The organism is Phormidesmis sp. 146-20 (assembly GCF_052939475.1).
Genome location: NZ_JBJPHT010000009.1, coordinates 172,007 through 197,755, shown reverse-complemented (window position 1 = coordinate 197,755; position 25,749 = coordinate 172,007). Strand labels below are relative to the sequence as shown.

Sequence of the window (25,749 nt, the reverse complement as noted above, 5' to 3'; positions counted from 1 at the left end):
GGGCAAGCGGCTCCTGTCGCCCTGTCTGCTCCAGCCATCAACGCTTAGTCTTGACTGACGCTTGAAATGAGAAGCCCTCCAGCGATGGGGGGCTTTTGCTATGAAGTTATTAGACAGTAAGACGAAATATGAGATCGATTCGAGGTAGTGTATTCTCTTTCTTCCCAAAGCAAAGGGCTGATGTCTTTGCATAACCCTCAAAAATTTCTCTTCTTTTCTAGTATCAATTTTTACTAAAATTCTTCTCCAAATCCGTTAAGGTCACGGGTAAGTGTTATCCACAATACAAAATTCATGCGTTTAGAGCAGTTGCAGGCATTTCTAGCCGTAGCCGAAACTGGGAGCTTTCAGCAGGCTGCTCGTAAGTGTGACGTGACGCAATCTACCATTAGTCGGCAGATTCAAAGTCTCGAAGCAGAACTAGGGTTGCCATTGCTGCACCGCACGGCTCAAGCAAAATTGACTGTCGCAGGCGATCGCTTTCTCCCCCACGCTCGTAAAATTTGGCATGAATGGCGCACCGCTTCTCAAGAACTCGCTGATCTCTTAGAAGGCAAGCAGCCCGAACTTTGTGTTGCTGCAATTCACTCAGTTTGTGCATTTCATCTGCCGCCTGTGCTTCAGCAGTTTTGCCAACAATATCCAGAAGTTCAGCTACGAGTCACTTCCCTGGGTAGCGATCGCGCCCTCAAAGTTCTCAAAGATGGGCTGGTGGATCTGGCGATCGTGATGAACAACCGTTTCCTGACAGCTAGTCCCGATATGGTGGTTGATCCGCTTTATGATGAGCCAGTCAAAATCTTGATGTCGGCCAACCATCCGCTCACTCAATACGCTGAAGTGCCCTGGTCAGAGTTGGTGCGGTTTCCCCAGGTGGTTTTTAAAGATGGATATGGGATGCAGCGACTGGTACAAGAACAATTCCAGCGTCAGGGAGCCGTTTTGAATGCGGTTCTCGAACTCAATACACTGGATGCTTTTCGGGGGATTGTCCGGCAGGGTGAACTGATTGCGCTGTTGCCCCAGGGAGCTATTCAGGATGTTCATCACGACCCGATGCTGGCCGTGCGATCGACCACTGACCCCACCATTATTCGCCAAGTTGTCTTAGTCACTACTCAAGATCGGCTACAAATTCCTCCAATTCAGCGCTTTCGTCAGCTTGTTCATGAATTGATGATTCCCGCCAGTATGGTTGCAGAAAATACGGTTGCTCGATCGCCCAGAGCGGTAGTCTAAAGTCACACCGAATCGAGCCAGTCTGGAGAAGCCCTTAAGTTTGGTTGAATGGGATTATGAGCAACGAATTTAGAGCGCTACTGCGAAAAGTGGGCAGCGGCCCTCACACCAGTGAAGATTTGAGCCGGGTAGAAGCAGCGGCCGCCACTCGCATGATCTTGCTACAAGAAGCAACCCCTGCCCAGATTGGCGCTTTTATGATTGCCCATCGCATCAAGCGCCCGACTGGAGAAGAGCTGGCGGGAATGCTCGACGCTTATGATCTGTTGGGCCCAAAACTTCAACCGATCGCGGCTTCCTATCCAGCGACCGTGTTCTCGATTCCTTATGATGGGCGATCGCGCACGGCTCCCATTTTACCGATCACGACGTTGATTCTCGTTGCGGCAGGCGTTCCTGTGATTTTGCATGGAGGCGATCGGATGCCTACCAAAGAAGGCATTCCCCTGATCGAATTGTGGAGTGGCCTGGGCATCCATTGGGAAAAGCTGTCTCTTGCTCAAGTTCAGCAGGTTCTGGAAGCGACAAAACTTGGGTTTGTTTATCTGCCCAATCACTTTCCTCTAGCGCAAGGAATCGTGACCTATCGCGATCAGATCGGCAAGCGTCCTCCCTTCTCGACGTTGGAGTTAATGTGGTCGCCCTATGCGGGTGAAACGCATTTAGTGAGTGGCTTTGTGCATCCGCCGACCGAGAACATGTTTCGTGAAGCGTTTGCCCTGCGGGAGTTGCAGCATTTTACGACCGTCAAAGGGCTAGAAGGGAGTTGTGACTTGCCTCGCGATCGTACTGCTATCATCGGTCTCAACACGCCGACTCACCCGTCAACCCTCACCAGTGAAAGTACGTTTGATCGACTACATCTGGTTCCTCGTGAGTTTGGGTTTGCGGGCAAGGAAGTAGCGATCGCATCCCCTGACGATCTAATCACCAGCTTTCAAACCGTCTTGCAGGGCAAACCCTCTGAGATGATGCAGGCTGTCCTGTGGAATGGAGGATTCTATCTGTGGCGCTGTGGAGCCTGCTCGGATATTCAAGCAGGATTCTCACTGGCGGAGGCTCTTCTCTCTCAAGGCAAGGTCGCTCAAACTCTCAAGCAGATCATTGCGGCTGTCGATGCGGCTAGCACTGTGTCAAGCAGAGATTAGGGATTCTGTTCCCTTTGCTAACGGGCTAAACTACGGGCAAAATCATGCCTTCTCGCGCCAATAGGCTATTGGGAAACATCGTTTGCACCTCGGCTTCTACCTGATCGAGAAAATCGTCGTCGTGGTTAGGGTCGTGGTGAAACATCACTGCCTTCTTGACCCGGGCCGCTTCTGCAACTTTCAGCGCTTCTTGCCAGGTAGAATGTCCCCAGCCGATCTTGGGAGTTTTGGTATCGTAGTATTCTGTGTCGGTATAGCAAGCGTCGTAAATCAAAACGTCTGCGTCGCGGGAGAGATACACCAGATCTTCGTCAATGCGATCGGGATAATGTTCGGTATCAGTAGCGTAAACGGCGGTGCGACCTTGCCAGGTAATTCGATAGCCTAGAGCCGTGTTGGGATGGTTGAGCGGGCCTGTCTCGATCGTAATATCATCCAACTGCACGACATCCCCAGCCGACAGCTCATAAAACTTCATGTCTGACTTCATCACCTGCATTGGCACCGGAAAGTTGGGATGGTGCATCTGGTCACTGAGTCTCTGTTTCATGGTCGCGCCGTTGGGAGCGATGCCGCCGTAAATGTGAAAACAGTTTCCGGGAATAAATGCAGGCAGAAAGAAGGGAAAGCCTTGAATGTGATCCCAATGGGAATGGGAGAAGAACATGTACGCTTCGACGGGGGACTGCTTGAGCAACTGTTTGCCTAAAACCCGCAGGCCCGTGCCGCCATCAAAGATCAGCCGTTTGCCACCGACTCGCATCTCGACGCAGGAAGTGTTTCCCCCATAGCGGACGGTCTCGCTGCCAGGGGCGGGAATGCTACCTCGCACCCCCCAAAATTGGATCACGAACTCTGGTGAATAGGTCATTTCTGGATCTGCGCTTGCCTCAAGAGCCTGTAATCTGAGTTGAGAGTGTTGATCAGGAGCGGTTGTCTCACGGTCAGAGTGTGACATTTGGGTCAAAAAAGGTTTGGTTCACCAATGGCTAAACAGTAGAAATGCTTGCCGCTTCAGCTTTGATATCTTCATATGCTACCCATTTCAGTGAGGGAGCTACCAGTCTACCCACCATTACAATCTTCTAATAAAGATTAAAGGCTCAGGAATTTCCCAAGCCTCTTTTGTGCTGATTAATTTTGTAAACGTCTAGGTATAGGCTTTGATGCATTTTTCGACGAGAGGCAGCACTTTATCTACATCCTGCCAGCCCAAAATTTCGGTTACTTTTTTCTCTAGGTTCTTGTAGGTTCTAAAGAACTCCGCAACTTCTTCTAGGCGATGGGCAGCAATGTCATTGAGCGACTTGACGTTGACGTAACGAGGGTCTTTGTCAGGGACACAGAGAATTTTTTCGTCACGATCGCCACCATCAATCATTTCTAACATGCCGATCGGACGTGCGGCAATCACACATCCCGGAAAGGTGGGCTGATCCATGATCACCATGCCATCGAGGGGGTCGCCATCATCGGCTAGCGTGTTAGGAATGAAGCCATAGTCGTAGGGATATTGCACGGAGGCATAAAGAACGCGATCGAGCGCAAAGGCGTTCAAATCTTTGTCAAATTCGTATTTATTCTTGCTCCCAGCAGGGATTTCGATCAAAACGTTGATCAGACCGGGTTTAGGTTGAGCAGGAATGCGAGTTAAGTCCACTGGCGGTTTCTCCAAGCGAAAAAGGGATGAGGGGGTGTCTTCGACACGCTACGCGAGAGGGGTAAGGGATGAGAATGTTATCTGTTTATCCTTTATCCATTCTTGATTTTAGGGGAAGAGGGCGATCGTCCACTCAAGAGATCTGCGATCGCCCAAAATTCCGGTGTTTAGGCTTCTTCTTCGATGGGAGGAGGCGGTTCGATCGGCAGCTTGTAGCCCTGCTCAAACGCAAAGCGCACGAGTTGCGAACGATTTTCTAGCTGAAGCTTGCTCAAAATGTTGCTCAAATGGGTTTGGACGGTACGTGGGCTGACAAACAGATGATCGCCAATTTGCTTGTTGGTGTAGCCCTGGATCACTTCCCAGAAGACTTTCTCTTCGGCAGGGGTCAGGGGAAGGGGACTGGGCGGCGGCGCAGCGGCAGGAGTCGTTTTGGATTGTTGCATCAGCCGGACGATTTCAGAGTTCATCCGTCGCGATCGTTCTAGCTGTGCTTCGATTTTGGCCAGCAGTTCTCTCGGCTCAAAGGGTTTGATCAGATAGTCATCGGCTCCGATCGAGTGCCCCTGTACCCGGTCTTCAACTTCTCCTTTGCTGGACAAGAAAATGAATGGAATCAGTTGCCCCAAGCGAGTAGCCCGTAGCCGACGGCAAAATTCATAGCCATCCATTTCGGGCATCAGCACGTCGGACACAATTAGATCGGGCGGGTCTTTCTCAAAACTGGACAAGCCCTCAAGCCCAGATGCCGCATCCTGAACGAGATAGCCCCGCTTTTCGAGGTAGCGAATTAAAGCTGTGCGAAGGGTTGTGTCATCGTCAACGACAAGAATCTTTTTCATTCACGTCTCCATGTAGCCCGCAAAGACGTACATCATCTTGGTTTTAGCCTTCTCAAATGGATCTTAAATGGAACTGCGTAAAGCGAAAGCGATCGCCACGATTCGGAACGTTCTCTCATGAAACTGTTCTTGCCACTTCATCGTATTTTAGAATCTTGTGATATTTCTTGATGATCGGAAATTTTGCGTCAAGAGTTGATGAAAAAATACGATGAGACAGTCTATCCCCACTTGAGAAAGTTTGGTAGCCTACAGAGCAGCCTTAACCCATCTATCGTACTCGACAAGCCAGATTTGGATGATGGATGTGCTTTTGATGGAGCCAAGCTGTCAGATTGCCCTCGATAAACCCCCTTCGATTTTATGTACGAAAAAATTACTCCGCCCACCACTGGTTCTGCAATTACGTTTCGAGACGGTGAGCCGATCGTCCCTGATAATCCAATTATTCCTTTTATTCGCGGGGATGGCACGGGGATTGATCTGTGGCCGGCTTCTGAGAAGGTGTTTGATGCGGCGGTACAGGCTGCCTATGGAGACAAGCGCAAGATCACCTGGTTTAAGGTCTATGCCGGGGATGAAGCCTGTGAGCAGTATGGAACGTATCAGTATCTCCCCGAAGACACGCTGGAGGCGATTCGGACTTATGGGGTGGCGATTAAGGGGCCGCTGACGACTCCGATCGGTGGGGGGATTCGCTCCTTGAATGTGGCCCTGCGTCAGATTTTTGATCTGTATGCCTGTGTGCGTCCCTGTAAATACTATGCGGGTACGCCTTCTCCTCACAAGACTCCTGAAAAGCTGGATGTGATTATCTATCGGGAAAACACAGAGGATATTTATCTAGGAATCGAATGGAAACAAGGCAGCGAAGTGGGCGATCGCTTGATCAAGCTGCTCAACGAAGATCTGATTCCTGCGACTCCGGAGCATGGCAAAAAGCAGATCCCGCTTGATTCTGGAATTGGCATCAAGCCCATCAGTAAAAAAGGCTCTCAACGATTAGTCCGGCGGGCGATGCAACATGCGCTCCGATTGCCCAAGGCCAAGCAAATGGTGACGCTGGTACACAAGGGCAACATCATGAAGTATACAGAGGGGGCGTTTCGGGACTGGGGCTACGAGTTGGCAACGACAGAATTTCGAGAAGTGTGTGTGACTGAGCGGGAGTCCTGGATTCTCGGCAATGTGGAGCGTCAGCCTGGGATTTCGCTAGAAGACAACGCTCGTCAGATCGATCCAGGTTTTGATGGGCTGACAGTCGAAAAGAAAGCCGCCATCTGCGACGAGGTGAAAGCCGTGTTAGACGCGATCGGTGAATCTCACGGCAGCGGTCAGTGGAAAGAAAAAGTGATGGTCAACGATCGCATTGCAGACAGCATTTTTCAACAGATTCAGACTCGTCCTGATGAGTATTCAATTTTGGCGACGATGAATCTCAACGGCGATTATCTATCCGATGCGGCAGCGGCGATCGTCGGTGGGCTAGGCATGGGGCCAGGAGCCAATATTGGGGATTCTTGTGCCATTTTTGAAGCAACTCACGGAACAGCTCCCAAACATGCGGGACTCGATCGCGTCAACCCCGGTTCAGTCATTCTCTCTGGCGTGATGATGCTGGAATTTATGGGCTGGCAAGAAGCGGCAGACTTGATCAAGAAGGGACTGGGCGCGGCGATCGAGCATCGAGAAGTCACCTACGACCTGGCCAGAATGATGGAGCCTCCCGTCGAGCCGCCTCTGAAATGCTCCGAATTTGCGGATGCAATTATTCGGCACTTCTAAGGGAGTTTTGACTTAGAGAAGAGACTAGAGACTTTGGACTTTAGACTTTACATAGAGCAGGGTCAAGTCTTGGGTCTCTTGTCTAAGGTCTAAGGATTAGAAAACGTGTTAATTTGTCCGCCACCGATAAACCGACCTGGGATCGGGCGAGGGGCAGACAGAGGAATGTTGTTTGCAGGAATGACCTGGGTCGAAGGTTGAGGCGCAAAAGCGTCGGGTGAGGCTCCTAATCCTGGAGTTGGAAGCAGTTGTCCAGGATTGAACTGGGGCGCACTGGATTGAAGAGGGGGCGCGATCGAAGGAGTCGCAGGTGTCCCACCAGACAAACTATTTTGTGAACCAGAAATCGGCTGAGACCCTTCGACTAAGTTGGTGAAGGAGTTGGTAGCGGAGGCATTGTTGGGAGTCGTTGCATTAACGCCAAAACTGCCCAGACTGGTAGTGCCTTCGATCGGCGCGCCTGACCCAGGGACAGCAGTAAAACTAGAAGGAGTCAAGGGGGGACGATTTTCGGCCGTTGTGGCATTAGGCGGAGTCGTCAAGGGAGATTGCAGGGGACTTTGAGGTAGCGGGCTGGGCATTGAAGAAGGAGTAAGCAGATTATTAGTTGAGAAGATCTGCTGAGTAGCAAAGGGCGTTTGCTCAGAAGGCTGCTGTCCGCCTGAATTATTGGCTGAGTTGGGGAAACCCGATCGCTGTAGCGGGATCGGTGAATTGCCTAAATTGCCAAAGAGTCCGGCGGTGAGTTGAGTTTGATTGGGTTGAGTTTGATTGGGTTGAGCTTGATTGGTCGTAGAACCTGCGATCGGAATGCCTTGCAGATTGGCCAAATTTGTAGGTTGAGGGGCTGACTTAGTTGCCCCAGACTGATCGGGACTCGCAGGATTGGCCAAAATGCCCACATCATTGAGCAACAGCGGCAAAGTGTCAATATCTGCGCCGATCGCGCGATCTTCTGCCGAAAGCGCATTCTCATCGGTCTCAGCGCCTGATTGAATTCCCAAATAACTCAAAAATTCGGGTCGCGTCCAAAACTCCCACGTAAAAAGCATGACCAGCATCAAGACGATCGCAGGTGCCCAAAAGACAGGACGGGTCAGCGGGCGAAGTCGAGCGATTAAATAGCGACGAGCAGGCGAAGATTGGCGGCGCATAACTCAGGGGGCGATAAGAGGAGTGGAAAAGTTGACAGAAGATTTGAGACTGCCCTGATAAACAAAATTGTAGTGGGCAGAGGCGCGATCGACCTCCGTGAGCCAGGTTTCGCCTACAAAATTTCACGAACAGAACCTTACTTAATTTACTCAAACCATTTAAGTGCATCCGTTAAAGCTCGATCCAAAAGTTTGAGAAGTGACAAGGTATACGAGGGCGATCGCCGAAAAATGTCACTCGGCTAAAACTCGTGAGATGCTTGTTGGGTAAGCTTTTTAGCTTCAAAAACACCTTCTAAACGACCTGAATCTCTTTAACTTAAACGAGCACTCCATAAGTCAGGAGATCTCCATGTACATCTGTGGACTTATGGCAAGATTTGGAAATATTTCGTAACATAGACGCATCAACGGGCAACGGTGTCAATTGGTTAATCAACCCATCAACCTACCCGTTTGCTGATCAAAAGGAGCCGAAATGACTCGTCAACAAACGTCCGATCTGATTGCGTTCGTCTCAAGTCTCAAAAATGGGATTTGGCTCCTGGGAGTTTCGTGCTGGCTGTTTGGCATCACCGATCGCACGATCGCATCCTTTTCGGATGGTTACCTCTCTGCTCTCGACATCGTTCAACTTTTTACAGCGTCGTTCTTTTTCGTTAGCTGGCTTTTTCTAAAACCTGCCAAAGTTGATAGAGAAGTCATTCACCAAGAATAATTGATGAAAGGGTAGGGCTGACTTCGGTAATCGTGGCTGGCGGTCAAAACCGTACCTATCGAGACGAGGTCTGCCTTCCCAAACCAGAAGAGTTTCTCAACCTAGCAACTGCCTTCTGCGTCAAAACTAAAAGTCTCTATTCATCCCTCATGCCTCATCCCTATTCTTAAAAGTCCGACGCATCACCCACTGCATCAAATCAGGAAAAAGCCGATTGGACACGAGAGAAGGATTAGCAGAGCCGACAAGCACCTCTGTTCGTTTGTGTTTTACAGCTTCCCAAACGGCTTTGGCGACATCTTCAGGCTTCTCGACTACAGGCACACTGAGAACTTGCTCAACCTGTTGACGGCGATCGCTCTGGTCAGCCGCATCCTTACCCCGAAAGATAGCCCGCTCCAAAAAGTCACTTTTGATAATACTGGGATAGATTCCACAAACCGTAATGCCCTTGGGTGAAAGTTCTGATTGCAGGGATTGGGTCAGACCTGTAACCGCAAACTTAGCCGTACTGTAAGGGACAAGATAAGGAATCGGCACTTTGCCCCCGATCGAACTAATGTTGACAATGGTGCCGCTTTTTTGCTCCAGCAGATGAGGGAGTAGAGCGTAAATAGTATGAATATAGCCCCACAAATTGGTGTCGATCGCTTGATGCCAGTCATCCAGTGAGAAGGCTTCGGCGGGCCCCGAAATGTAGATACCTGCGTTATTGACTAATACGTCGATCGATCCAAATTCTGACAACGCTTGATCGACAAGATTTTTGACCTGTTGAGGATCTTTCACATCAGTCGGAACTGCCAATGTAGCGTGACTTGATGTTTTGAGTTCTTGCGCTAATGCAAAGAGTCGATCGCTATTTCGAGCCGCTAATACTGTGTTGTAACCCTTTTGAGCAAATAGCAGCGCGATCGCTTTACCAATTCCTTGAGAAGCCCCTGTAATCAGAACTGTAGAAGCCATATTTCTGCAATCGAAATGTAAGAGATATTATCCATTAGTTTGCCGAATTAGCTCAAGAAATCGTCTTACTTTTGTTAGATTCTGATGGCTCAAAAGGGTCGTATTCCACACAGAAAAGTTAGAGATAATTGAGTTGCATTCACTTAGAAAGAGAACCTTAACTTAAGTATTTGAAATGTCTGTCTTTGGGGGCGTTGGTGCTTTAGTTCCCCAGGGGGATAGCGCACTCAGGTTCACCCTATAGGATGGAAAGCGTTCAGAAAAGTTTATTAAGGGCCATACAGGAAACCACTCAAACCCACGCTTTTACGTGCAGACGGATTAACCTTATCAGGGCGATCGTACTTCCTTCCTGTAGATGGACGGCCGCGAATCACCAAGCAATGTTAAAATTTGTGAAGATTTGGAATAGTGAATTGCTGCATAAACCGGCCTTTTAGACATTCTGCGCCCTGATTGTGAGTTGGGTAGTTCCTCTGAAAAGCCGCTCACAAATCTCAATCTCTTATCACTCAAAGTCGTCGATCACAAACTCTCGGCAACGGGAGCCAATCAGATTAGTGCGGCCTAAAAGTTTTGATGCAATCTCTCGTGGAGTAACAGTGTGTTTCAATCTCATCAGGCACTCATGCAGCCCCAACCGATCGCCAAAGGCGCAGGTGTTAATTTTGTAAGTCAGCCTTCCCAGCGTGGAGTTTTTGTCGCGGTTTTGGTGATGGGCGTTTGGGCGATCAGTCTCTTGACGCTGTTGGCGATCGACCTTGATGGAGTACCACTCTGGGGAAGAATCGCTTTAGCAGTCTGGCAGACCTTTCTCTACACAGGTTTGTTTATTACTGCTCACGATGCAATGCATGGAGCCGTTGCTCCGCACAATCCCAAACTTAACAATCTAATGGGGTCGATCGCGCTGATCTGCTATGCGCTTTTCTCCTACAAAAAAATGATCCGAACTCACTGGCTACACCATCAAAGTCCGGCGAGTGAAACTGATCCCGACTTTCACAATGGCAAGCACAAAAACTTCTTCGCCTGGTATCTCTACTTCATGTTCCGCTACTGGAGTTGGACGCGCCTGCTGGGACTGATGGTGATTTACAACATAATGAGCTTTTTGCTGCACATTCCAGAAGCTAACCTCAACTGGTTTTGGGTGGCCCCAGCGATCGCCAGTTCCCTACAGCTCTTCTTCTTTGGAACCTACCTGCCGCACCGCGAGCCTGAAAGCGGCTACCAAACTGAAACGCGCGCCCAGAGCACTAACTGGAATAGTTTCGTCTCCTTTATCACCTGCTACCACTTCGGCTATCACGAAGAACATCACGAAAATCCTAACGTGCCCTGGTGGAGACTTCCTGAATTGCACCGCGATCGTCAAGCAGCAGTCTAGTAGACCTCACTATGAGTTTTGTAACCATTTCCCTGGATGGGGGAGAACCTCTTTCCTTTCCTGAAAAGGGATAAAAGAGTGGGTATAGTTCTTCAGTCCAGACTGGTTCTTCAACCGTTGCCCTGGGAATTAAGAGAGGCTGACTGCTAAACTCATTGGTTAGAAATGCCTGGAGCTTGTCGGTTCTAACTTGAACTCTTCTTGAAGGGGGTTGGCTAATCTAGTGCTCTTGTGCTTCCCTTTTAAAGGACGCTGCGATTGAACCAATCTGTTTCTGCGTTTGTAAAATTAGGTTTCAATCGTGCCTAATCTGCTGATGCCCCTCGCTAGAACTGACTCATGAATGACTTCCCGGAGTTCTCTCAGCACGGCTACCAAGTCGAAAAAGAACTAGGTCATAACCGTGCTGGAGGTCGTGTAACTTATCTTGCTACCGAGATTGCAACTGGCAAACAGGTGGTGATTAAGCAGTTTCAGTTTGCGAGAGCGGGTTCTAATTGGGCAGACTTTGATAGCTACGATCGTGAAATTCAAGTTTTGCGCGGGCTGCATCACGATGGCATTCCTCACTATTTGAGTTCGTTTCACAGCGATAGTGGGTTTTGCATGGTGCAAGAATTCAAAAATGCGGACTCTCTGGCTGAAGTGCGAAGTTTTAGCCCCAGTGACGTTGAACAGATTGCGATTTCTGCCCTGGAGATTCTGATTTATTTGCAAAATCGCATTCCCCCCGTTATTCATCGAGATGTTAAGCCAGAAAACATTTTGGTCGATGATCAACTCAATGTTTACCTGGTAGATTTTGGCTTTGCGCGGATTGGCGATGGCGAAGTGGGCATGAGTAGCGTCGTCAAAGGCACTCTCGGCTTTATGCCCCCCGAACAGTTGTTTAACCGTCAGCTAACCGAAGCGTCTGATCTCTATGGGTTGGGCATTACGCTAATCTGTCTATTAACCAAAACCAAGACGACCGAAGTCGGAAATCTAATCGACATCACCTATCGAGTCAGCTTCAAACATCTGGTGCCAAAACTGAGTTTATCCTGGACAAACTGGCTAGAAAAAATGGTCGAACCCAGCGTCAAGGCTCGATTTTCAAATGCCAAAGTGGCCTTAGAAGCGCTGCCTGATCACCCCATGCGGCTGCCAGATGCTCGATTGAGTCAGTCTACGCTAGAGTTTACGGTCAACCGACCCGGAGAAGTCTTAACCCAAACGGTGACTGTCACCAATCTGATCCCTGATACTTTATTGCAGGGCAGATGGCAGGTTGCGTCCCATCCGAGTGATCAGGCTCACCCCTGGATCACCGTTGCGCCTGCTCAGTTTGAAAGTAACCACGCAGACTGTGAGATTTCGATTCATAGCGATCGCTTGATTCCCAACAAACTCTACGATCGCAAGCTGCTTTTACACGCCAATACCGCTACTCAAACCTATACGCTGACTCTGCACATTCGCACTAGTCCGATTCGTCTCAAGCTTAGAAGTGCAACAATGGTGCCGCTGGTGGTTCTCAATGCTTTTGCGATCTCGACTGCCTGGTTAATTTCGTCGATCGCTCTGATTACCGGAACCGTGGCTTTAGCCTCCTCTGGAGTGATTTTGGGCACTGCTGCTGGGGTCGCCGTTGGATGCGAGGTCGCCGCCTGGATGTTGTCTGTCGCGGGGGCATCTTCTGGCGCAAATGCAGGGGTGATTGCGGGCGTAGCCACGGGCGTTTTGACGGTTCTGATTGCGCTGACGCAGACGATCGCCCTACCGGGAGCCGCCCTCTTAGCAGGAGTAGCGATCGGGTTTGTGGGCGGAGGCATTTTGGGGGGAGCGACTGGCGTTGTTGTCGAACACTTTGTCAGCCGCAAAATCAAACCAGAAGCGGCAACGCTCATTTCACTGCTAACGACTGCCTTTGGGGTAAGTTTGGGGTTGGGGCTGACGTTTGGATTTTCGGCTTCGGTTGTTCCGGTTGCGATGGCGGGGTCAGGTCTGCCGCTGGGATTTTTGCTGGTGTACGGATTGATGCAGCGGGTTAAAGTGTTTAACAACAATCGGCGATCGGAGCAACACTTAATTCGCCCTTAATTGCGGTTGAGCTTTTGAGTTTATACTCACGCTTGAAACGCATCTCCTCTGATCTCACGTATCCGCTTTAGCGAAGTCTGAGGGCGCTGCTTGAGAAGACCGTACTTGAGCATGATCAAGATTTTTCCTTGTAAGTAGTGAAGCTCGCCACCTCGGTTTCCAATCAGTAGCAGAGATGCATAGCGCACCAGGCTTTTGGAGAGCGCTGTCAGATCAGTTAATAGATCACTCTTTGCCTTAATCCTCATATAGGCATAAGTCGCTCCTTCCGAAAGCAGCCTTTTGTTAAGGAAGTTTTGGCTTTGTCGGCTTAAAGGAACAGGATGATAGACCACGCAAGCAGGGTTATAAACCAGACTGTAATTACTCTGTTTGAGGCGAAGTGCGAGTTCGCTGTCTTCTCCATAAATTTGAATTTCTCGACTTTTGTTGGGCCCCAAATCTTCGTCAAATCCAGAGAATTTTTCTAAGAGCGATCGACAAATTGAATAATTCACACAGGCGGGTAAGGTGTGTTCGGGATAGAGGCTCAACTCATCTCCTTGATCGTAAGCAGGCAAGAGATGTTCCCATTGAGTGGGAATGCTCCAGTTAGGGTTTTTGTCTTCATAGCAAGGGATGATCTTGCCGCCAAGGATACCGATTTTGAGGTCAGTTTGAGTAAACGTGTCCCGAATATTTTGTAACCATTGAGCATCGACCTGAGCATCATCATCGGTGAAAGCAATAATCTCACCTGACGCATTTTTCCAACCAATGTTTCTAGCTCTAGAAGCGCCTGAGCCTTCGTCTTTTAGATAAGTAATTTTGTTAGCTTGGATGAAATCTACCAGGGCATCGCGAGTCAAACAATTTTGACTTTGATCAACCACAATCACCTCAAAAGGTTGAATGGTATTCTCAAAAACTTTCTCAACTGCTTGAGCGATCGTCTCGTGTCGATTGGCCGTTGGAATCACAACGGAAATGGTTGCAGCGGGGGTGCTGTCTCCTCGATCTGAGCCTTGGTTCAATGGAAGTTCTCCGACTACTATCGCTTGTGGAAGATATAGAAAGATTTCTCCATGACATTGTAGACATAAATACTGGGATTATATGTTACCCGCATCACAGTCTGACAGGATGTTTGAAGCTTCTGGTTATCTAGAGATTAAATTTTGGTAATTGGAGCAAAATGTCTCTGTGTACCTTCTTTAGAGTGCTGGACAATTGAGCATTCAACCTCATCTGACAGAGAGAACAGACCCCATCTTTAGGTAGAGTTTGCTCTTCTCTACAAGATGAATTTCTTTGCGATCGTCTCTCTCCCATCTTTCAGGCAGAAATGGCACAATGCAGGGGAGACGTTACCTGCGATCTCATCAAGTTACCCGCAAGGGGTCGCTTTGAGTTTGCTACAAGAAGTCGCGCCTTTGGTGATAGTGATGATGCAGCCGCTCCTCAAAACCGTTTCTCAGATTCATTACCCAGACAGCGATGGGCGACCGATGGCAGATAATACCAAGCAGTTTCGCTGGATTGTGACGATCAAAGAAAATCTAGAACTGCTGTTTGTTGACGATCCCAATATATTTGTGGCAGGTGATTTGCTGTGGTATCCGATCGAGGGCGACAACACGATTTGCCAGGCTCCTGATGTCATGGTGGTCATGGGCAGACCCAAGGGCGATCGCGGGTCATATAAACAGTGGGAAGAAGACAACCTCCCTCCTCAAGTGACATTTGAGATTTTGTCTCCAGGCAATCGGCTCAAGGAAATGGTGAAGAAGCTCAAGTTTTACGATCGCCACCAGGTTGCCGAGTATTACGTCTATGACCCTGACGATAATGAGCTAATTGGCTGGCAGCGGGGCGAACAACTCGAAATTATCGAAGAAGCGTCAGGCTGGACAAGTCCTTTATTGGGAATTCGGTTTGAGATAACTTCAGAAACTTTGGAGATTTATCGCCCTGATGGAGACAGGTTTTTAGGTTTTACAGAGTTAGCTCAACTGCGCGATCGAGAGCGCCAACGTGCGGAGACAGAGCGCCAACGTGCAGAGACCGCCTTAACGGAGCTAGAAGCAGAACGCCAACGTGCGGAGACTGCTCTAATCGAGCTAGAGGCAGAACGTAGACGCAGTGATGAGTTGGCTGCAAGACTGCGAGAGATGGGGATCGACTTGAACGAGAGGGATGAGGGATGAGGGAGAACTTTGTTCCGCACTGCGAGGAGGGATGGGGATAAAGATTCAGTAGCTCGTCAAAATTAGATTGGTGAAATCCTGATGCGTATGACTCAGATCATCTGTCTTGCTAACGCTTTGAAATATGGCGATCGCTGCATTGCGGGGATTGACCCTACAACAGGTAGCTGGATTCGTCCGATTTCTGATTTGGCGGATGGGCGAATTACCCCCGACATGAGACTGATTGATGGTCAAGAGCCTGAGATTTTGGATGTGTTGGAGATTCCTTTAAAAGAAGAGCCGAGTGAGACAGCGTTAGAAAATCGATCGCTCCTGCCGGGAGTCTGGAAACGAGTCGGGCGAGTTGCCCCAGCGGACGTTTTGCACTATTGCAGTCATGACGCTGAGATCTTACACAACGCTGAGAAGTATGTGACGGTGACGGCGCTCAACGCGCTTCCACTTTCAGAAAGGCGCACCGTTCAACTTGTCTATGCTCAAGAATTCTCGGTTAGCAGTAAGCCCAAGGACCAAGGCGGACGATCGTGGAAAGGATCGCTCGTGACCAAGACAGGAAAGATTTTAACGAATGCGATTATTACTGATCCCGTGTTGATCGATCGTTTGGAGGCAGATGATTTTCTACAAACGCCCTGTCTCGTCACTGTCAGTTTGGGAATGCCGCACCGACCTACAACCGGATGGCAAGGAGATGATCCCTGTTGGAAATTGATTACGGGAGCGATCGAGTTAATTTAACGTGAATTCGATGAAATTCCTCGCTGTAGCCACTCTAGGCCGCCCCCTAAATCCCCCAAGTTTGGGGGACTTTGAGCAAGAAATCCTGTCCGAAAGTCCCCCAGATTTGGGGGGTTGGGGGGCAGAAGCGTTAAATACCGAAGCGAAAAAACTCTATCGAATTCACGTTAAATTAACACTCACCAAATCTTTGAATGCGATCGCGGTCACCCTACACCGCCCCCTGATTTAATTTCGGTTCCCCAGCATTTTGTCTCGCAGATGTTTGATTTTGTCTCGATATTTTGCGGCTTCCTCAAACTCTAGACTCTTGGCTGCTTCTTTCATCTGCGCTTCGAGTTGGACAATCAGATTAGGAATATTTTCGAGGGGAATGTCATCGGCTTGCTCGTAGACTTGATCGAGTTCTTGGGCGTTGAGGCGACGAGACACCTCCAAAAATGACAGAATCGAGTTGGCGGCTCGACGAGTAATGGGCTGAGGCGTAACCCCGTGTTTTTCGTTGTATTCCTGCTGAATTTCGCGCCGTCGTTCGGTTTCGCTGATCGCCTGAATCATACTGTCGGTCATGTTGTCGGCGTAGAGAATCGCCTGACCTTGAATGTGTCGTGCGGCTCGACCGATCGTTTGGATCAGCGATCGCGCCGCTCGCAAAAATCCTTCTTTGTCTGCATCCAAAATGGCGACTAGAGAAACTTCTGGCAAATCTAATCCTTCCCGCAGCAGGTTTACGCCGATCAGTACGTCAAACACGCCGTCTCGTAGATCTTGAAGAATTTCGATGCGTTCGATCGAGTTGATTTCTGAGTGCAAATAACGAACTCGGACACTTCTTTCTTGAAAGTATTCAGTCAAATCTTCTGCCATGCGTTTGGTTAGCGTCGTCACTAACACCCGCTCATTTTTTGGGACGCGATTTTGAATCTCAGCCAGCAGATCATCCACTTGCCCCTGAGTCGGACGCACAAACACTTCGGGATCAAGTACGCCTGTGGGACGGATCACCTGCTCGACAATACGATCGTCAGAAATATTCTGTTCCCAGTCGCCAGGGGTGGCAGACACAAAGATGCACTGATTGACCTTTTCCCAAAACTCTTCATTTTTAAGCGGACGGTTATCCGCAGCGCTGGGCAATCGGAATCCATGATCGATTAATACTTTTTTGCGCGCCTGATCGCCGTTGTACATCGCTCTGATTTGCGGTAGCGTTACGTGCGATTCGTCGATCACGAGCAGCCAGTCTTTTGGAAAGTAATCGATTAAGCATTCCGGTGACTCTCCTGCTTTTCGTCCTGCTAAGTGTCTCGAATAGTTTTCAACGCCGTTGCAAAAACCAACTTCTCGCAGAACTTCTAAGTCATATCGAGTGCGTTGCTCTAATCGTTGCGCTTCGAGTAATTTTCCATCTTTTTCGAGTTCTTCTAAGCGTTCTTTGAGTTCTGCTTCGATCGCATCACAGGCCGCCTCCAATCGATCTTCGGGGGTGACAAAGTGACGAGCGGGGTAAATGTTTACGCCCTCCATACTTTGCAGCGTTGCCCCTGTGACGGGATCAATGTAGCGAATTGCATCAATCTCATCGCCAAAGAATTCAACTCGAATGATCCGATCTTCGTAAGCGGGGCCAATTTCTAACACGTCGCCCTTGACGCGAAATTTGCCGCGACCCAAATCGAGATCGTTGCGCGTATATTGAACCGAGGCCAAATCTCGCAAAATCTGACGCTGATTCATCTCTTCGCCCACCCTGAGCGGAATCGACGCATTCAAATACTCCGACGGAATCCCCAGCCCATAAATGCAGCTAATCGAGGCGACGACAATCACATCTTTGCGCTCAAATAGCGATCGCGTGGCCGAATGTCGCAGCATATCAATTTCATCGTTAATCGAAGCTGTTTTTTCGATAAACGTGTCGCTGACGGCGATGTACGCTTCGGGCTGATAGTAGTCGTAATAGCTGACAAAGTATTCGACCGCGTTATCCGGAAAAAACTGCCGCAACTCATTACAAAGCTGTGCCGCCAGGGTTTTGTTGTGCGCTAAGACGAGCGTCGGTTTGCCCACATTTTGAACAACACGGGCGATCGTATGAGTTTTTCCGGTTCCCGTTGCGCCTTTTAGAGTTTGGTAGCGGTGACGTTCATTCAGATTTTGGGTGAGGTGAGCGATCGCTTGAGGCTGGTCGCCTGCTGGCTCAAAAGGGGCTTGAATGTGAAAGTCTGGCATGTTGTTAAAAAGTCTGAATTTGCGGTGTTTGGCTCAAACTTGACAACCGATCGTTGGCATCAGCGTCGTCTTTAAGGTTCTGAGTTGCGTCCTGGGTTCAGATTCACCTTTGTCATAGTCAGACGAACTGAGTTTTCTCTCTCTATTGTAGGTCGATCGTTTCAGCCTTGTTTTGGCAGAATTTCTAAATGCACGCTAAGAATTCTCAAGCGGTTGCAGCAAATCTGACCAGCAATTTTAGTAAATCTGGACTATAAAGAAAAAGCAATTGTTCCTTATTTTGCTTCGGGCGCTGATGAAAAATTCTCCTAAGTCTAACGCCACTTCTCAACCAAGTGATCGGGCCGAAACTGACTGGAACTATGAAGCAACCGTTGCCGAAGTCGAGTCAATTCTCACGCAAATCGAGTCTGGTGAATTGGATCTCGCGGATGTCTTCGATCGCTTCTCAACGGCGGTTGAATCACTGCGTCAATGTGAATCCTTTTTAGCCCAACGCCAAAAACAAGTTGATTTGTTGATCGAGACGCTGACCGACGAGCAAGAATTTTGACGTAATGAAGACGTAATGAATGGGAAGCTGAATCCTTTAAGCAATGCTGCCTCGTTTGCGCGTTTCTTTGTAGGAGGTGCCCACATTTCGCAGTCCAGCACGGATCATTTGTTGTTCTAAAAGTGCAAAAAAGCGAGAACGATCGCCCCCTCTGACCACGGCCTGATTGTGCGCTTCGGCCAATGCGACGGGGTAGCCATATCCCTTTTGCACCTGCGCCAACGTCAAACTCAAAGCCGAATTGAGCAACGTCTGATCTTGTGCAACCCAGGCAGGGACTTCGACACGGGCAATCTCGCTGCCGACATGCACATAGCAAAAATGAATTGCATGTTCTCCATACAGATCCAAAATGCGAGCGGAGCTTTGCCACAGAGGGCTGCGTTGTCCAGGTTCGAGCAGTCTACCCCAGAGTGCAGTGTCTTTGAGCGGATCAAGCACCTGACAAGGCGGACGAGCCGTTTTATCAGCACAGTGAGTTGGGCAATCGGGCGCAAGATAAGGACAACTCTGTAACCTGAGAAAGTTTAACGCTTCACCACTTCGAGACGCACTGATGTAGCCGACGATCGGGACTCCGGCCTCTCGCATCTGATCCCAGGCTTGCAAAATTGGCGTGAGAATCAAATTTCTAGCCTCTGTGGGCATCGGTTCAAGAAACCAGTAAATCAGTGAGCCATCCACCATTGCTAACGTCGGAGGCTTTGGAGTGAGGGGTGAGGGGTGAGGAGTGAGGGATGAGGAGTGAGGAGTGAGGAGTGAGGGATGAGGAGTGAGGGATGAGGAGTGAGGAGTGAGGGGTGAGGTTCTGGTTTTGGGATTGGCCGATGTTTGGGTCGCAACCTGCGGGTAACTCGAAGCGACCCCTTGCGGGTAACTCGAAGAGATCGCCGTTACTAATTCTGCTAAGACAGTTGCTTCAGAAGCGGTGCGTCGATAGCCCATCCATTCTTCGGTGCGAATGCCCCACTGCCGCGAAACATAGAGATCTTCTGGTTGATAAAAAACTTCGGGAAGGCTGTCTAGTAGGGGCAGTTTGCTTTGTCCATAGTGCAAAACGATGCGCCCAACGTTGATCAGATAGCAGTAGGCGATTTCGTGATGGCTGGGGGCGATTTGAGATCCATCGGTGGCGATGACCGTGTGAGCGATCGGAGCCACATCCACTTCAACTCGCGTGTCTAACGGTTCCACAGGTTCGGCGGCGGTGAAGATGAGGCGATCACGCCAGGTTTGTTGATGTTCGACGAGTTCGGTTTGACGCAGGCGGGCCTGTTCGATCAAAGCTTGGGCGCGTTCTAGTCGCTGACGAGTGGCCACAGCCTCTAACGTGAGGTGTTGGCTGATGCCCTGCATTTGTTGTGCGAGTTTGGTCAGGTCAAGCATGGTACTTGGGCAGCGGAGGGAGGAGGGAGGAGAGAGGAGGGAAGAGGGAAGAGGGAAGAGGGAGGAGGGAAGAGGGAAGAGGGAGGAGGGAGGAGGGAGGAAAGAATGGTTCCCATCGGTTTCAAAGGTTGTTGATATCTCTCACTTTGTTTTGATGGACTGATGGGTTAATTCTATGACGCTTTTTGCAGTCAGTACACTTGATCGCCTGGTCTAATGCCAGGTTGAGAAGGCTTGAGTAAATTGCTGAAGTGACAAAAGATGAATGCGATCGCTCGCTCCAATAGACTGACGATCGCGATCGGTGTTGTAGCCCCAATCTGCTAAAAATAGTGTCACGTTTTCCAAGTTAGCCTGTTGCTCGATGCCTTGCAGGGTCTTCAATCGATCTTCGATAAACCAGATTGGGACGGGGCCATTTTTTTCGATCAGTTCTCGTAAAATTTGGGATTTTGGACGTTTGACTTCTTTGCCGTAAACCTGATCGTCTGTTAGTTGAATGCCTTGCTGACGGAGCAACTGTTGGATAAATCGCCCTTCTTTGGTGCTGATGATCACGGTTTGAATTGAACTCTCTAGCACGTCTGCCAACCGTTGCAAAACACCTGGATAAAAGCGATGTTCGGATAGCCAGCCTTCGAGATCTGAGGCAATCTGGCGATCGCGAATCTCGTCTACCAGTGCGCTGATCTGCATCGCTTCTACATGGTCTCTAGTGGTGATTTGTAGGGCGATCGCTGCCCAGTTTTGCAAAATTTCGCTTTCTTCGATGCCCAACACCAACGCTCTGATCAACACAGGCATTTCCCATCCGGTTTCGACAACAGGACGCAGGCGATAAAACAGAGGCGCTAAATCTTCTCTTGGTGTGGCATCTTGCCAAATTTGAGCATAAGCCTTCCAGGCCGTCTGAAAGTATTCTCTCAGTCCGTCACAAATTACGCCGTCAAAGTCCAAAGCGAGAATGGTCGGATTCGCTGTCATCTTTTGTTTGCAAACTGCTGCAATCTCAGACTACATGCAGAACTCAAGCTTGACCGACAAATTGATTAAGATAGCGTTCTCTAGAAGTCGATCGCTCTTTGAATCCTGGAAGTTAAGATTTCTAAAACTGGGGCGCTAGGATTCGAACCTAGGGATGTCGGGACCAAAACCCGATGCCTTACCACTTGGCGACGCCCCAATACGTGACCACAAACTAATATAACAGTATTCTGGCGAAATGTGTCAAGGGAAATTTGAGAAGACAGAAAGAAGGGCGAGTGTAGCGATCAGTACGCCAAAATCAGTCTAATTTGCTTACGATCAGGGGCTAAGGATCGAGAATTAAATCACCCTTAATTCTAGCTGGCGGTTCAAACCGCGCCTACAAGAGCGAAGTCTGTCTTCGTAGGCTAGAAAAGCGTCAACACGGCGACAATAATGGAGAGAAGCTGGATGGAGGATGACGAGTGTGAATGCAGCCGAACAAGCGATCGACCTTGAGACTGCCAGCAAAATTGCCACCGTAGTCAACTTGTTTAAATTAGAGTTTCCGGATGCACGGGTCGATTTGAAGCCTTGGGCGAATGATCCAGACACGCGGGAGTTAGTCGATCCAGACTCGATCGATTTGGGGTTTCACTTTCCGGGGCGGAGTCGGCTGTTTCAAAGTCGCAGCATTTTGGTGCAGATTCGGTTTTATTCTGATTTAGAAATGAAGGCTAGACGAGCGATCGGAGTCGAAGTGGCTGGGTTTGATCATCAGGGCAAGCAATGGCGATTTTCTACGGTGCAGGATTGGAGTTTTGAAGGGATGAGTAGTCCGACTCCAGAGATTCGAGAACGTTTGAAGGGATTTTGCTGCAAGATTTTAGAAGTTTTTAATGAGAAAGATTGAGGACGGGAGAGAGACAAGAGACTGAAGTTTAAGAGTCCAAAGTCTAATGTCTAAAGTCCAAAGTCGTTTCATCAATTTCTTCGCTTGACTCCTCAAAATCGGGTTGCCATCGACAGTGGTTGAAGTTGACTTTACCGGATTGATTGAATTGCACGCCTTCAGATTCGAGGAGCGATCGCTGGAGATAATCTCCCCCATTGCGAAACGGAGACTCAGAAATTTCGCCCTTTGCGTTGATGACTCGGTGCCAGGGAATGTCGGATTGCGTATCCACTCGAAATAGCGCGTAGCCGACGAGTCTAGCCCTTCCAGCGAGGTTGGCTAGTTGCGCGACTTGTCCGTAGGTGGCGACCTGTCCGTAGGGGATTTGGCGGACGATGGTGTAGATGCGATCGTAGCTAGACACCTTTTCTACAAGAGACTCTTTGCTAACGATAGATCAAACTGCTGATAACCTTCTGCTTTGCCTGTTAAAACTTCAAACGGCTTGTCGGGGTCTCCCAGGTGATTTAACACTAAAGTTGCACCCGAAAAGTCTTGGTGGTGTGTGTAATCGTTTAGCGTGACTACGGTTTTTAAGCCTGCTTGTAGGGCTGCCTGTAATCCTTGATAAGAATCCTCGATCGCCAAACAAGTTTCAGGCTGCAAATTCATCACTTCTAAGACATGAAGATACACGGCAGGATCAGGCTTTTTGTGAGGAACGACATCTCCAGCAGCGATCGTCTCAAACCAGGCGGGACTTTCTGATCCGAGCGTTGTTTCTAGCAGAGCCAAAACGTTATCTAAACTGCTTGTGGTTGCGATCGCTAGTCTGACTTCCTGTTCACGCGCTTCTTGTATTAGCCGTTTTACTCCCGGACGTAAGGGCATGACCCCCTCTCTCACGAGACTTTTGTAGTGGCGACTTTTTGCGTCGTGCAGCGTTTCGATAAAGTCTTCCAGTCCATTGGGTGGCTCAAACGACGGCTCATAGGTCTGAATGTAATACAGAATTCTCTCTTTGCCTCCTGCAACTTCTAGCAAATCGCCATAGAGGTCGATCGACCAATCCCAGTTCAGTCCTGCTTCTTGAAAGGCTCGGTTGAAGGCGACTCGGTGGCCGTCTCGTTCGGTGTCAGCCAGGGTGCCATCAATGTCGAAAATGAGGGTGAGGGGCATGGGGGAATGAGGGATGAGGGATGAGGGATGAACGTTCTGGTTTTGTTAGATTGCTGATCTAGTTTGGTATCAGTTTTTGCAACTTGTTGCTATTTTTTGATTACGACAAGCATCTTCTTGAAAGTAGAGAATCTGGATGTTGAGAAACATCATACTGGAGTACATTTCAAACGGCTGCGAAATCCTTCTGTAGAGGATGCACTCTATATGATTACTTTGACTCTCAGAGTAATAAAATATGTTTCCAACCTGCGGAATACTTATTCTTGATCGCGATTCTTTAATGAATATCCTTCCCATTCAAAAGACGTAGGCGTGATGAATTTAACTGGTTACAAGTCTGATTTTATTCGTGGTATTGTGGCGGTTTTAACAGTTTCGACTTGTTTGATTACGGGAATGGCGATCGCTCCTTCTCGTGCCTTGAATCCTTCAGTTGAGCAGAGTTACCGGGGTCAGGGCCGCTTTCAGTTTCGGGAACAATCGATTCCAATTCAGGATATTCTCTACCGCTACACCAATGGCAATTCTAGAACGGTGCAGATTAACTTAAGCAACGGTCGAGTTATGCAGCTTGAAGGCGTGTTGAGTCGATCGAATAGGCGGACGATTTTGACCATTCAAAGTGGCGGATTTACGGCCAATCGGGACGCAGATATGAGCGGTGAACTAACGCTAAACGTTATCAATGGTAAGCTGCGCGGCCTCAAGGGAAATCTCAGATTTGATAGTCAGCCCATTTCTATCGACTTTACCAGTTTGTGAAATTCAATTAGCAACGGGTTCTGCTTGTCGTCTTTTTGAGTTGGCTTGATGTTTTTCGGCTTGACGCGCTTGACGCTGGCGATCGGCTTCTGTTTCTGGAATGAGTTTTTCCAGGGTGCGGGCGATGATGGGCAAAAAGCCAATGACTGCAACCACGCCGACGATATTAAACATCATTTGAGCGTTGGCAATTTGTCGTCCAACATCGCTACCCGAAACCGCCTGTGCCAATTGAGCAAGCTGGGGCGCTAATAAGATTCCTACAAGGGCGCTGGCTAGATTAAACAGTAAGTGAAAGACTCCCGTCCGTAGTGCGGGGCTGCCTCGTCCGATCGTCGCCAACAGCGTATCTGCACAGGTTCCTACTTCTGCACCTAGCATGATTGCAATGCCAGCCGGAAGACCAATCAGCCCTGAGCCTGCCAATGTGACCACGATCGCAACCGTTGCAGAAGACGACTGAACGATGATCGTAAAGATGGCTCCCACCAACGCGCCCAAAAAGGGATTGCGGCCCAGGCGCTCCATCCAGTTGAGAAAGGGTTCATGGTCTCGGAAGGGTTCCATTGCGGTATCGATCGCTTCCAGTCCATAAAACATTAAGCCAAATCCCAATAGCACAATGCCAAGAGATTTTTGATGAGAGGTTTTGCCCAAAAAGAAAACCAGCATTCCAGAAAACATCAAAATGGGAATATATAGCCCAATGTTGAGAGAAATAATCTGTGCGCCAACGGCTGTCCCGATATTTGATCCTAAGACAACACCCAGCGATTGAACAAAGGTGAGAATATTAGCACTCACCATCGCGATCACTAGAATGATGGTAACAGATGAAGACTCCAAAAAAGTGGTGGCGACAATGCCTGTAGCTACGCCTGCAAATCGGTTGGTTGTAAACTTACTAAGCAGATTTTTCATCCGTTCTTCGCCGACATCTTCTAACCCTTCGGCAAGTCGAGTTACGCCATAGATAAATAGGACTAACCCTGCGATCGCTCCCATTGTCATCTTAAAGAAATCAATTCCTTTAGTTTCTTTTTGGTCGAGCGGAAGGTCAGGCTTGTTAGATCCGCTGGATTCCCCTTTTTGTTCGTCTTTTTGCTGGCTTTCGGGAGCGGATTGGGCAGCGGCGATCGACGTGAGGCTTGGAGATGAAGTCTGAGAATTTAAGGATGGCGGCGCGATCAGTAGCGTTAGAGTTAGTAGCGCGATAGCTAAATAATTGAGTACTTTCCTATTCAATCGCTTGAGAAAAAACATGATGATTCCTCACAATTTCTTGTGTTAAAGCTTCTATTGCAGTTGTGAAAAGGGTGCGATCGATTTACAGTCCGTCAGAATATGAACAAGATACCAAGTCTTACAACTTCAGCCCTACAACTTGTTTGGAAGTGCTGATTATGAGTTAAATAAATGTCAATTGAACTAATAAAAGCACAACAGTTCAATAGGATTAGAGTATTAGATCAAATTGATTTTAAGTCTCTTCTAAAAGAAGTAGTTTTCTATTTAATTTGGTTTAGAAGCCAAAGCTTATTTTCTATTTAATCTTCTATTTAATCTAAGTTAATGACTTCTAAACTTGAGCTTAATCATTGTAATTTGATCCCCAACAAAGTGCTCAAAGTGATGTCAGTTTGGATGATTTCTTATACCAAATTGATCTTTGAACGCTACAGATCTTGCAGCCCCCTAAATCCCCCACGAGTGGGGGACTTTGAATGTAGGAGTTCCCTAGAGGTCAAGACTTTTCTAGGTTTCAAAGTCCCCCAGAATGGGGGATTTAGGGGGCGAAGGATCTGTAGCATTAACAGATTGATTTGGTATTAGAGAGTTGATTTTTTCGCTTTGGCGTTGCG

25 protein-coding genes and 1 tRNA gene are annotated in these 25,749 nt (G+C 48.7%); 13 read left to right on the top strand and 13 right to left on the bottom strand.

The features are described 5' to 3' along the window. The first annotated feature begins 294 nt into the window (after nt 1–294). Both ACKFKH_RS10740 and ACKFKH_RS10735 read left to right on the top strand, forming a co-directional pair. Nucleotides 295–1,239, top strand: coding sequence for a LysR family transcriptional regulator (locus tag ACKFKH_RS10740; protein ID WP_446858278.1), 945 nt, complete (start codon nt 295–297; stop codon nt 1,237–1,239). A gap of 56 nt (nt 1,240–1,295) precedes the next feature. Further along, entirely contained in the window at nt 1,296–2,387 is a 1,092-nt protein-coding gene (locus tag ACKFKH_RS10735) for an anthranilate phosphoribosyltransferase family protein (protein WP_446858277.1), read from the top strand. A gap of 25 nt (nt 2,388–2,412) precedes the next feature. On the opposite strand, the gene ACKFKH_RS10730 is transcribed toward ACKFKH_RS10735, so the two are convergent. The 3 genes from ACKFKH_RS10730 to ACKFKH_RS10720 all read right to left on the bottom strand — a co-directional run bounded on the left by ACKFKH_RS10730 (nt 2,413) and on the right by ACKFKH_RS10720 (nt 4,889). Next, on the bottom strand, nt 2,413–3,258 hold the full coding sequence (locus ACKFKH_RS10730) for an MBL fold metallo-hydrolase (RefSeq protein ID WP_446858276.1): 846 nt from the start codon (nt 3,256–3,258) through the stop codon (nt 2,413–2,415). A gap of 279 nt (nt 3,259–3,537) precedes the next feature. Further along, nucleotides 3,538–4,047 (bottom strand): inorganic diphosphatase, encoded by a 510-nt coding sequence (locus ACKFKH_RS10725; RefSeq protein ID WP_446858275.1) that lies wholly within the window; start codon nt 4,045–4,047, stop codon nt 3,538–3,540. A 167-nt stretch (nt 4,048–4,214) separates the two neighbouring features. Continuing rightward, complete coding sequence (locus ACKFKH_RS10720) at nt 4,215–4,889, bottom strand: response regulator transcription factor (RefSeq protein WP_446858274.1); 675 nt, start codon at nt 4,887–4,889, stop codon at nt 4,215–4,217. Nucleotides 4,890–5,252: 363 nt separating this feature from the next. Between ACKFKH_RS10720 and ACKFKH_RS10715 the strand changes: the two genes are divergently transcribed. Further along, entirely contained in the window at nt 5,253–6,674 is a 1,422-nt protein-coding gene (locus ACKFKH_RS10715; protein WP_446858273.1) for an NADP-dependent isocitrate dehydrogenase, read from the top strand. 89 nt (nt 6,675–6,763) lie between these two features. Here the strand turns inward: ACKFKH_RS10715 and ACKFKH_RS10710 are convergent, their stop codons facing one another. Further along, complete coding sequence (locus ACKFKH_RS10710) at nt 6,764–7,828, bottom strand: hypothetical protein (RefSeq protein WP_446858272.1); 1,065 nt, start codon at nt 7,826–7,828, stop codon at nt 6,764–6,766. 478 nt (nt 7,829–8,306) lie between these two features. On the opposite strand from ACKFKH_RS10710, the gene ACKFKH_RS10705 reads away from it, so the two are divergent. Beyond that, a complete protein-coding gene (locus ACKFKH_RS10705) occupies nt 8,307–8,546 on the top strand; it encodes a hypothetical protein (RefSeq protein WP_446858271.1) in 240 nt (79 codons plus the stop codon). Between the two features lie 147 nt (nt 8,547–8,693). Here ACKFKH_RS10705 and ACKFKH_RS10700 read toward each other — a convergent pair whose 3' ends face one another. Continuing rightward, a complete protein-coding gene (locus ACKFKH_RS10700; RefSeq protein WP_446858270.1) occupies nt 8,694–9,512 on the bottom strand; it encodes an SDR family NAD(P)-dependent oxidoreductase in 819 nt (272 codons plus the stop codon). A gap of 604 nt (nt 9,513–10,116) precedes the next feature. Here ACKFKH_RS10700 and crtW point away from each other — a divergent pair. Next, complete coding sequence (gene crtW / locus ACKFKH_RS10695; protein WP_446858269.1) at nt 10,117–10,902, top strand: beta-carotene ketolase CrtW; 786 nt, start codon at nt 10,117–10,119, stop codon at nt 10,900–10,902. Between the two features lie 339 nt (nt 10,903–11,241). Further along, entirely contained in the window at nt 11,242–12,984 is a 1,743-nt protein-coding gene (locus ACKFKH_RS10690; protein WP_446858268.1) for a serine/threonine protein kinase, read from the top strand. A gap of 26 nt (nt 12,985–13,010) precedes the next feature. Here the strand turns inward: ACKFKH_RS10690 and ACKFKH_RS10685 are convergent, their stop codons facing one another. After that, entirely contained in the window at nt 13,011–13,997 is a 987-nt protein-coding gene (locus tag ACKFKH_RS10685) for a glycosyltransferase family 2 protein (RefSeq protein ID WP_446858267.1), read from the bottom strand. Between the two features lie 267 nt (nt 13,998–14,264). Between ACKFKH_RS10685 and ACKFKH_RS10680 the strand changes: the two genes are divergently transcribed. The 3 genes from ACKFKH_RS10680 (at nt 14,265) to ACKFKH_RS10670 (ending at nt 16,143) form a co-directional block, all read left to right on the top strand. Next, nucleotides 14,265–15,170: a Uma2 family endonuclease gene (locus ACKFKH_RS10680; RefSeq protein ID WP_446858266.1), complete on the top strand. Its 906-nt coding sequence runs from the start codon at nt 14,265–14,267 to the stop codon at nt 15,168–15,170. Nucleotides 15,171–15,251: 81 nt separating this feature from the next. Further along, a complete protein-coding gene (locus ACKFKH_RS10675; RefSeq protein WP_446858265.1) occupies nt 15,252–15,911 on the top strand; it encodes a dual OB domain-containing protein in 660 nt (219 codons plus the stop codon). 10 nt (nt 15,912–15,921) lie between these two features. Next, nucleotides 15,922–16,143: a hypothetical protein gene (locus tag ACKFKH_RS10670; protein ID WP_446858264.1), complete on the top strand. Its 222-nt coding sequence runs from the start codon at nt 15,922–15,924 to the stop codon at nt 16,141–16,143. Here the strand turns inward: ACKFKH_RS10670 and uvrB are convergent. Then, on the bottom strand, nt 16,140–18,143 hold the full coding sequence (uvrB, locus tag ACKFKH_RS10665; protein WP_446858263.1) for an excinuclease ABC subunit UvrB: 2,004 nt from the start codon (nt 18,141–18,143) through the stop codon (nt 16,140–16,142). The two genes, ACKFKH_RS10670 and uvrB, sit on opposite strands and share 4 nt — an antisense overlap. A gap of 295 nt (nt 18,144–18,438) precedes the next feature. On the opposite strand from uvrB, the gene xseB reads away from it, so the two are divergent. Beyond that, nucleotides 18,439–18,696 carry an exodeoxyribonuclease VII small subunit gene (gene xseB / locus ACKFKH_RS10660; protein WP_446858262.1) on the top strand — a complete coding sequence of 86 codons (258 nt, stop codon included), beginning with the start codon at nt 18,439–18,441 and terminating at the stop codon, nt 18,694–18,696. A gap of 36 nt (nt 18,697–18,732) precedes the next feature. Here xseB and ACKFKH_RS10655 read toward each other — a convergent pair whose 3' ends face one another. Beyond that, the gene (locus ACKFKH_RS10655; RefSeq protein ID WP_446858261.1) at nt 18,733–20,082 is read right to left on the bottom strand and encodes a DNA double-strand break repair nuclease NurA; all 1,350 of its coding nucleotides are present in this window, start codon (nt 20,080–20,082) and stop codon (nt 18,733–18,735) included. Between ACKFKH_RS10655 and ACKFKH_RS10650 the strand changes: the two genes are divergently transcribed. Continuing rightward, entirely contained in the window at nt 20,081–20,245 is a 165-nt protein-coding gene (locus ACKFKH_RS10650; protein WP_446858260.1) for a hypothetical protein, read from the top strand. The genes ACKFKH_RS10655 and ACKFKH_RS10650 overlap by 2 nt on opposite strands. Before the next feature lie 50 nt (nt 20,246–20,295). On the opposite strand, the gene ACKFKH_RS10645 is transcribed toward ACKFKH_RS10650, so the two are convergent. Together ACKFKH_RS10645 and ACKFKH_RS10640 are read right to left on the bottom strand one after the other, a co-directional pair. Further along, entirely contained in the window at nt 20,296–21,066 is a 771-nt protein-coding gene (locus tag ACKFKH_RS10645; RefSeq protein ID WP_446858259.1) for an HAD family hydrolase, read from the bottom strand. A 127-nt stretch (nt 21,067–21,193) separates the two neighbouring features. Beyond that, a tRNA-Gln gene (locus ACKFKH_RS10640) sits at nt 21,194–21,265 on the bottom strand. 261 nt (nt 21,266–21,526) lie between these two features. Between ACKFKH_RS10640 and ACKFKH_RS10635 the strand changes: the two genes are divergently transcribed. Then, nucleotides 21,527–21,961 carry a hypothetical protein gene (locus ACKFKH_RS10635; RefSeq protein ID WP_446858258.1) on the top strand — a complete coding sequence of 145 codons (435 nt, stop codon included), beginning with the start codon at nt 21,527–21,529 and terminating at the stop codon, nt 21,959–21,961. Between the two features lie 43 nt (nt 21,962–22,004). Here the strand turns inward: ACKFKH_RS10635 and ACKFKH_RS10630 are convergent, their stop codons facing one another. Both ACKFKH_RS10630 and ACKFKH_RS10625 read right to left on the bottom strand, forming a co-directional pair. Further along, nucleotides 22,005–22,367, bottom strand: coding sequence for an MGMT family protein (locus ACKFKH_RS10630; RefSeq protein ID WP_446858257.1), 363 nt, complete (start codon nt 22,365–22,367; stop codon nt 22,005–22,007). A gap of 5 nt (nt 22,368–22,372) precedes the next feature. Next, nucleotides 22,373–23,122: an HAD family hydrolase gene (locus tag ACKFKH_RS10625; protein ID WP_446858256.1), complete on the bottom strand. Its 750-nt coding sequence runs from the start codon at nt 23,120–23,122 to the stop codon at nt 22,373–22,375. A gap of 318 nt (nt 23,123–23,440) precedes the next feature. Here ACKFKH_RS10625 and ACKFKH_RS10620 point away from each other — a divergent pair, with 318 nt between their 5' ends. Continuing rightward, a complete protein-coding gene (locus ACKFKH_RS10620; protein ID WP_446858255.1) occupies nt 23,441–23,887 on the top strand; it encodes a hypothetical protein in 447 nt (148 codons plus the stop codon). A gap of 3 nt (nt 23,888–23,890) precedes the next feature. Here the strand turns inward: ACKFKH_RS10620 and ACKFKH_RS10615 are convergent, their stop codons facing one another. After that, nucleotides 23,891–25,150 (bottom strand): Na/Pi cotransporter family protein, encoded by a 1,260-nt coding sequence (locus tag ACKFKH_RS10615; protein WP_446858254.1) that lies wholly within the window; start codon nt 25,148–25,150, stop codon nt 23,891–23,893. Between the last annotated feature and the right edge of the window lie 599 nt (nt 25,151–25,749).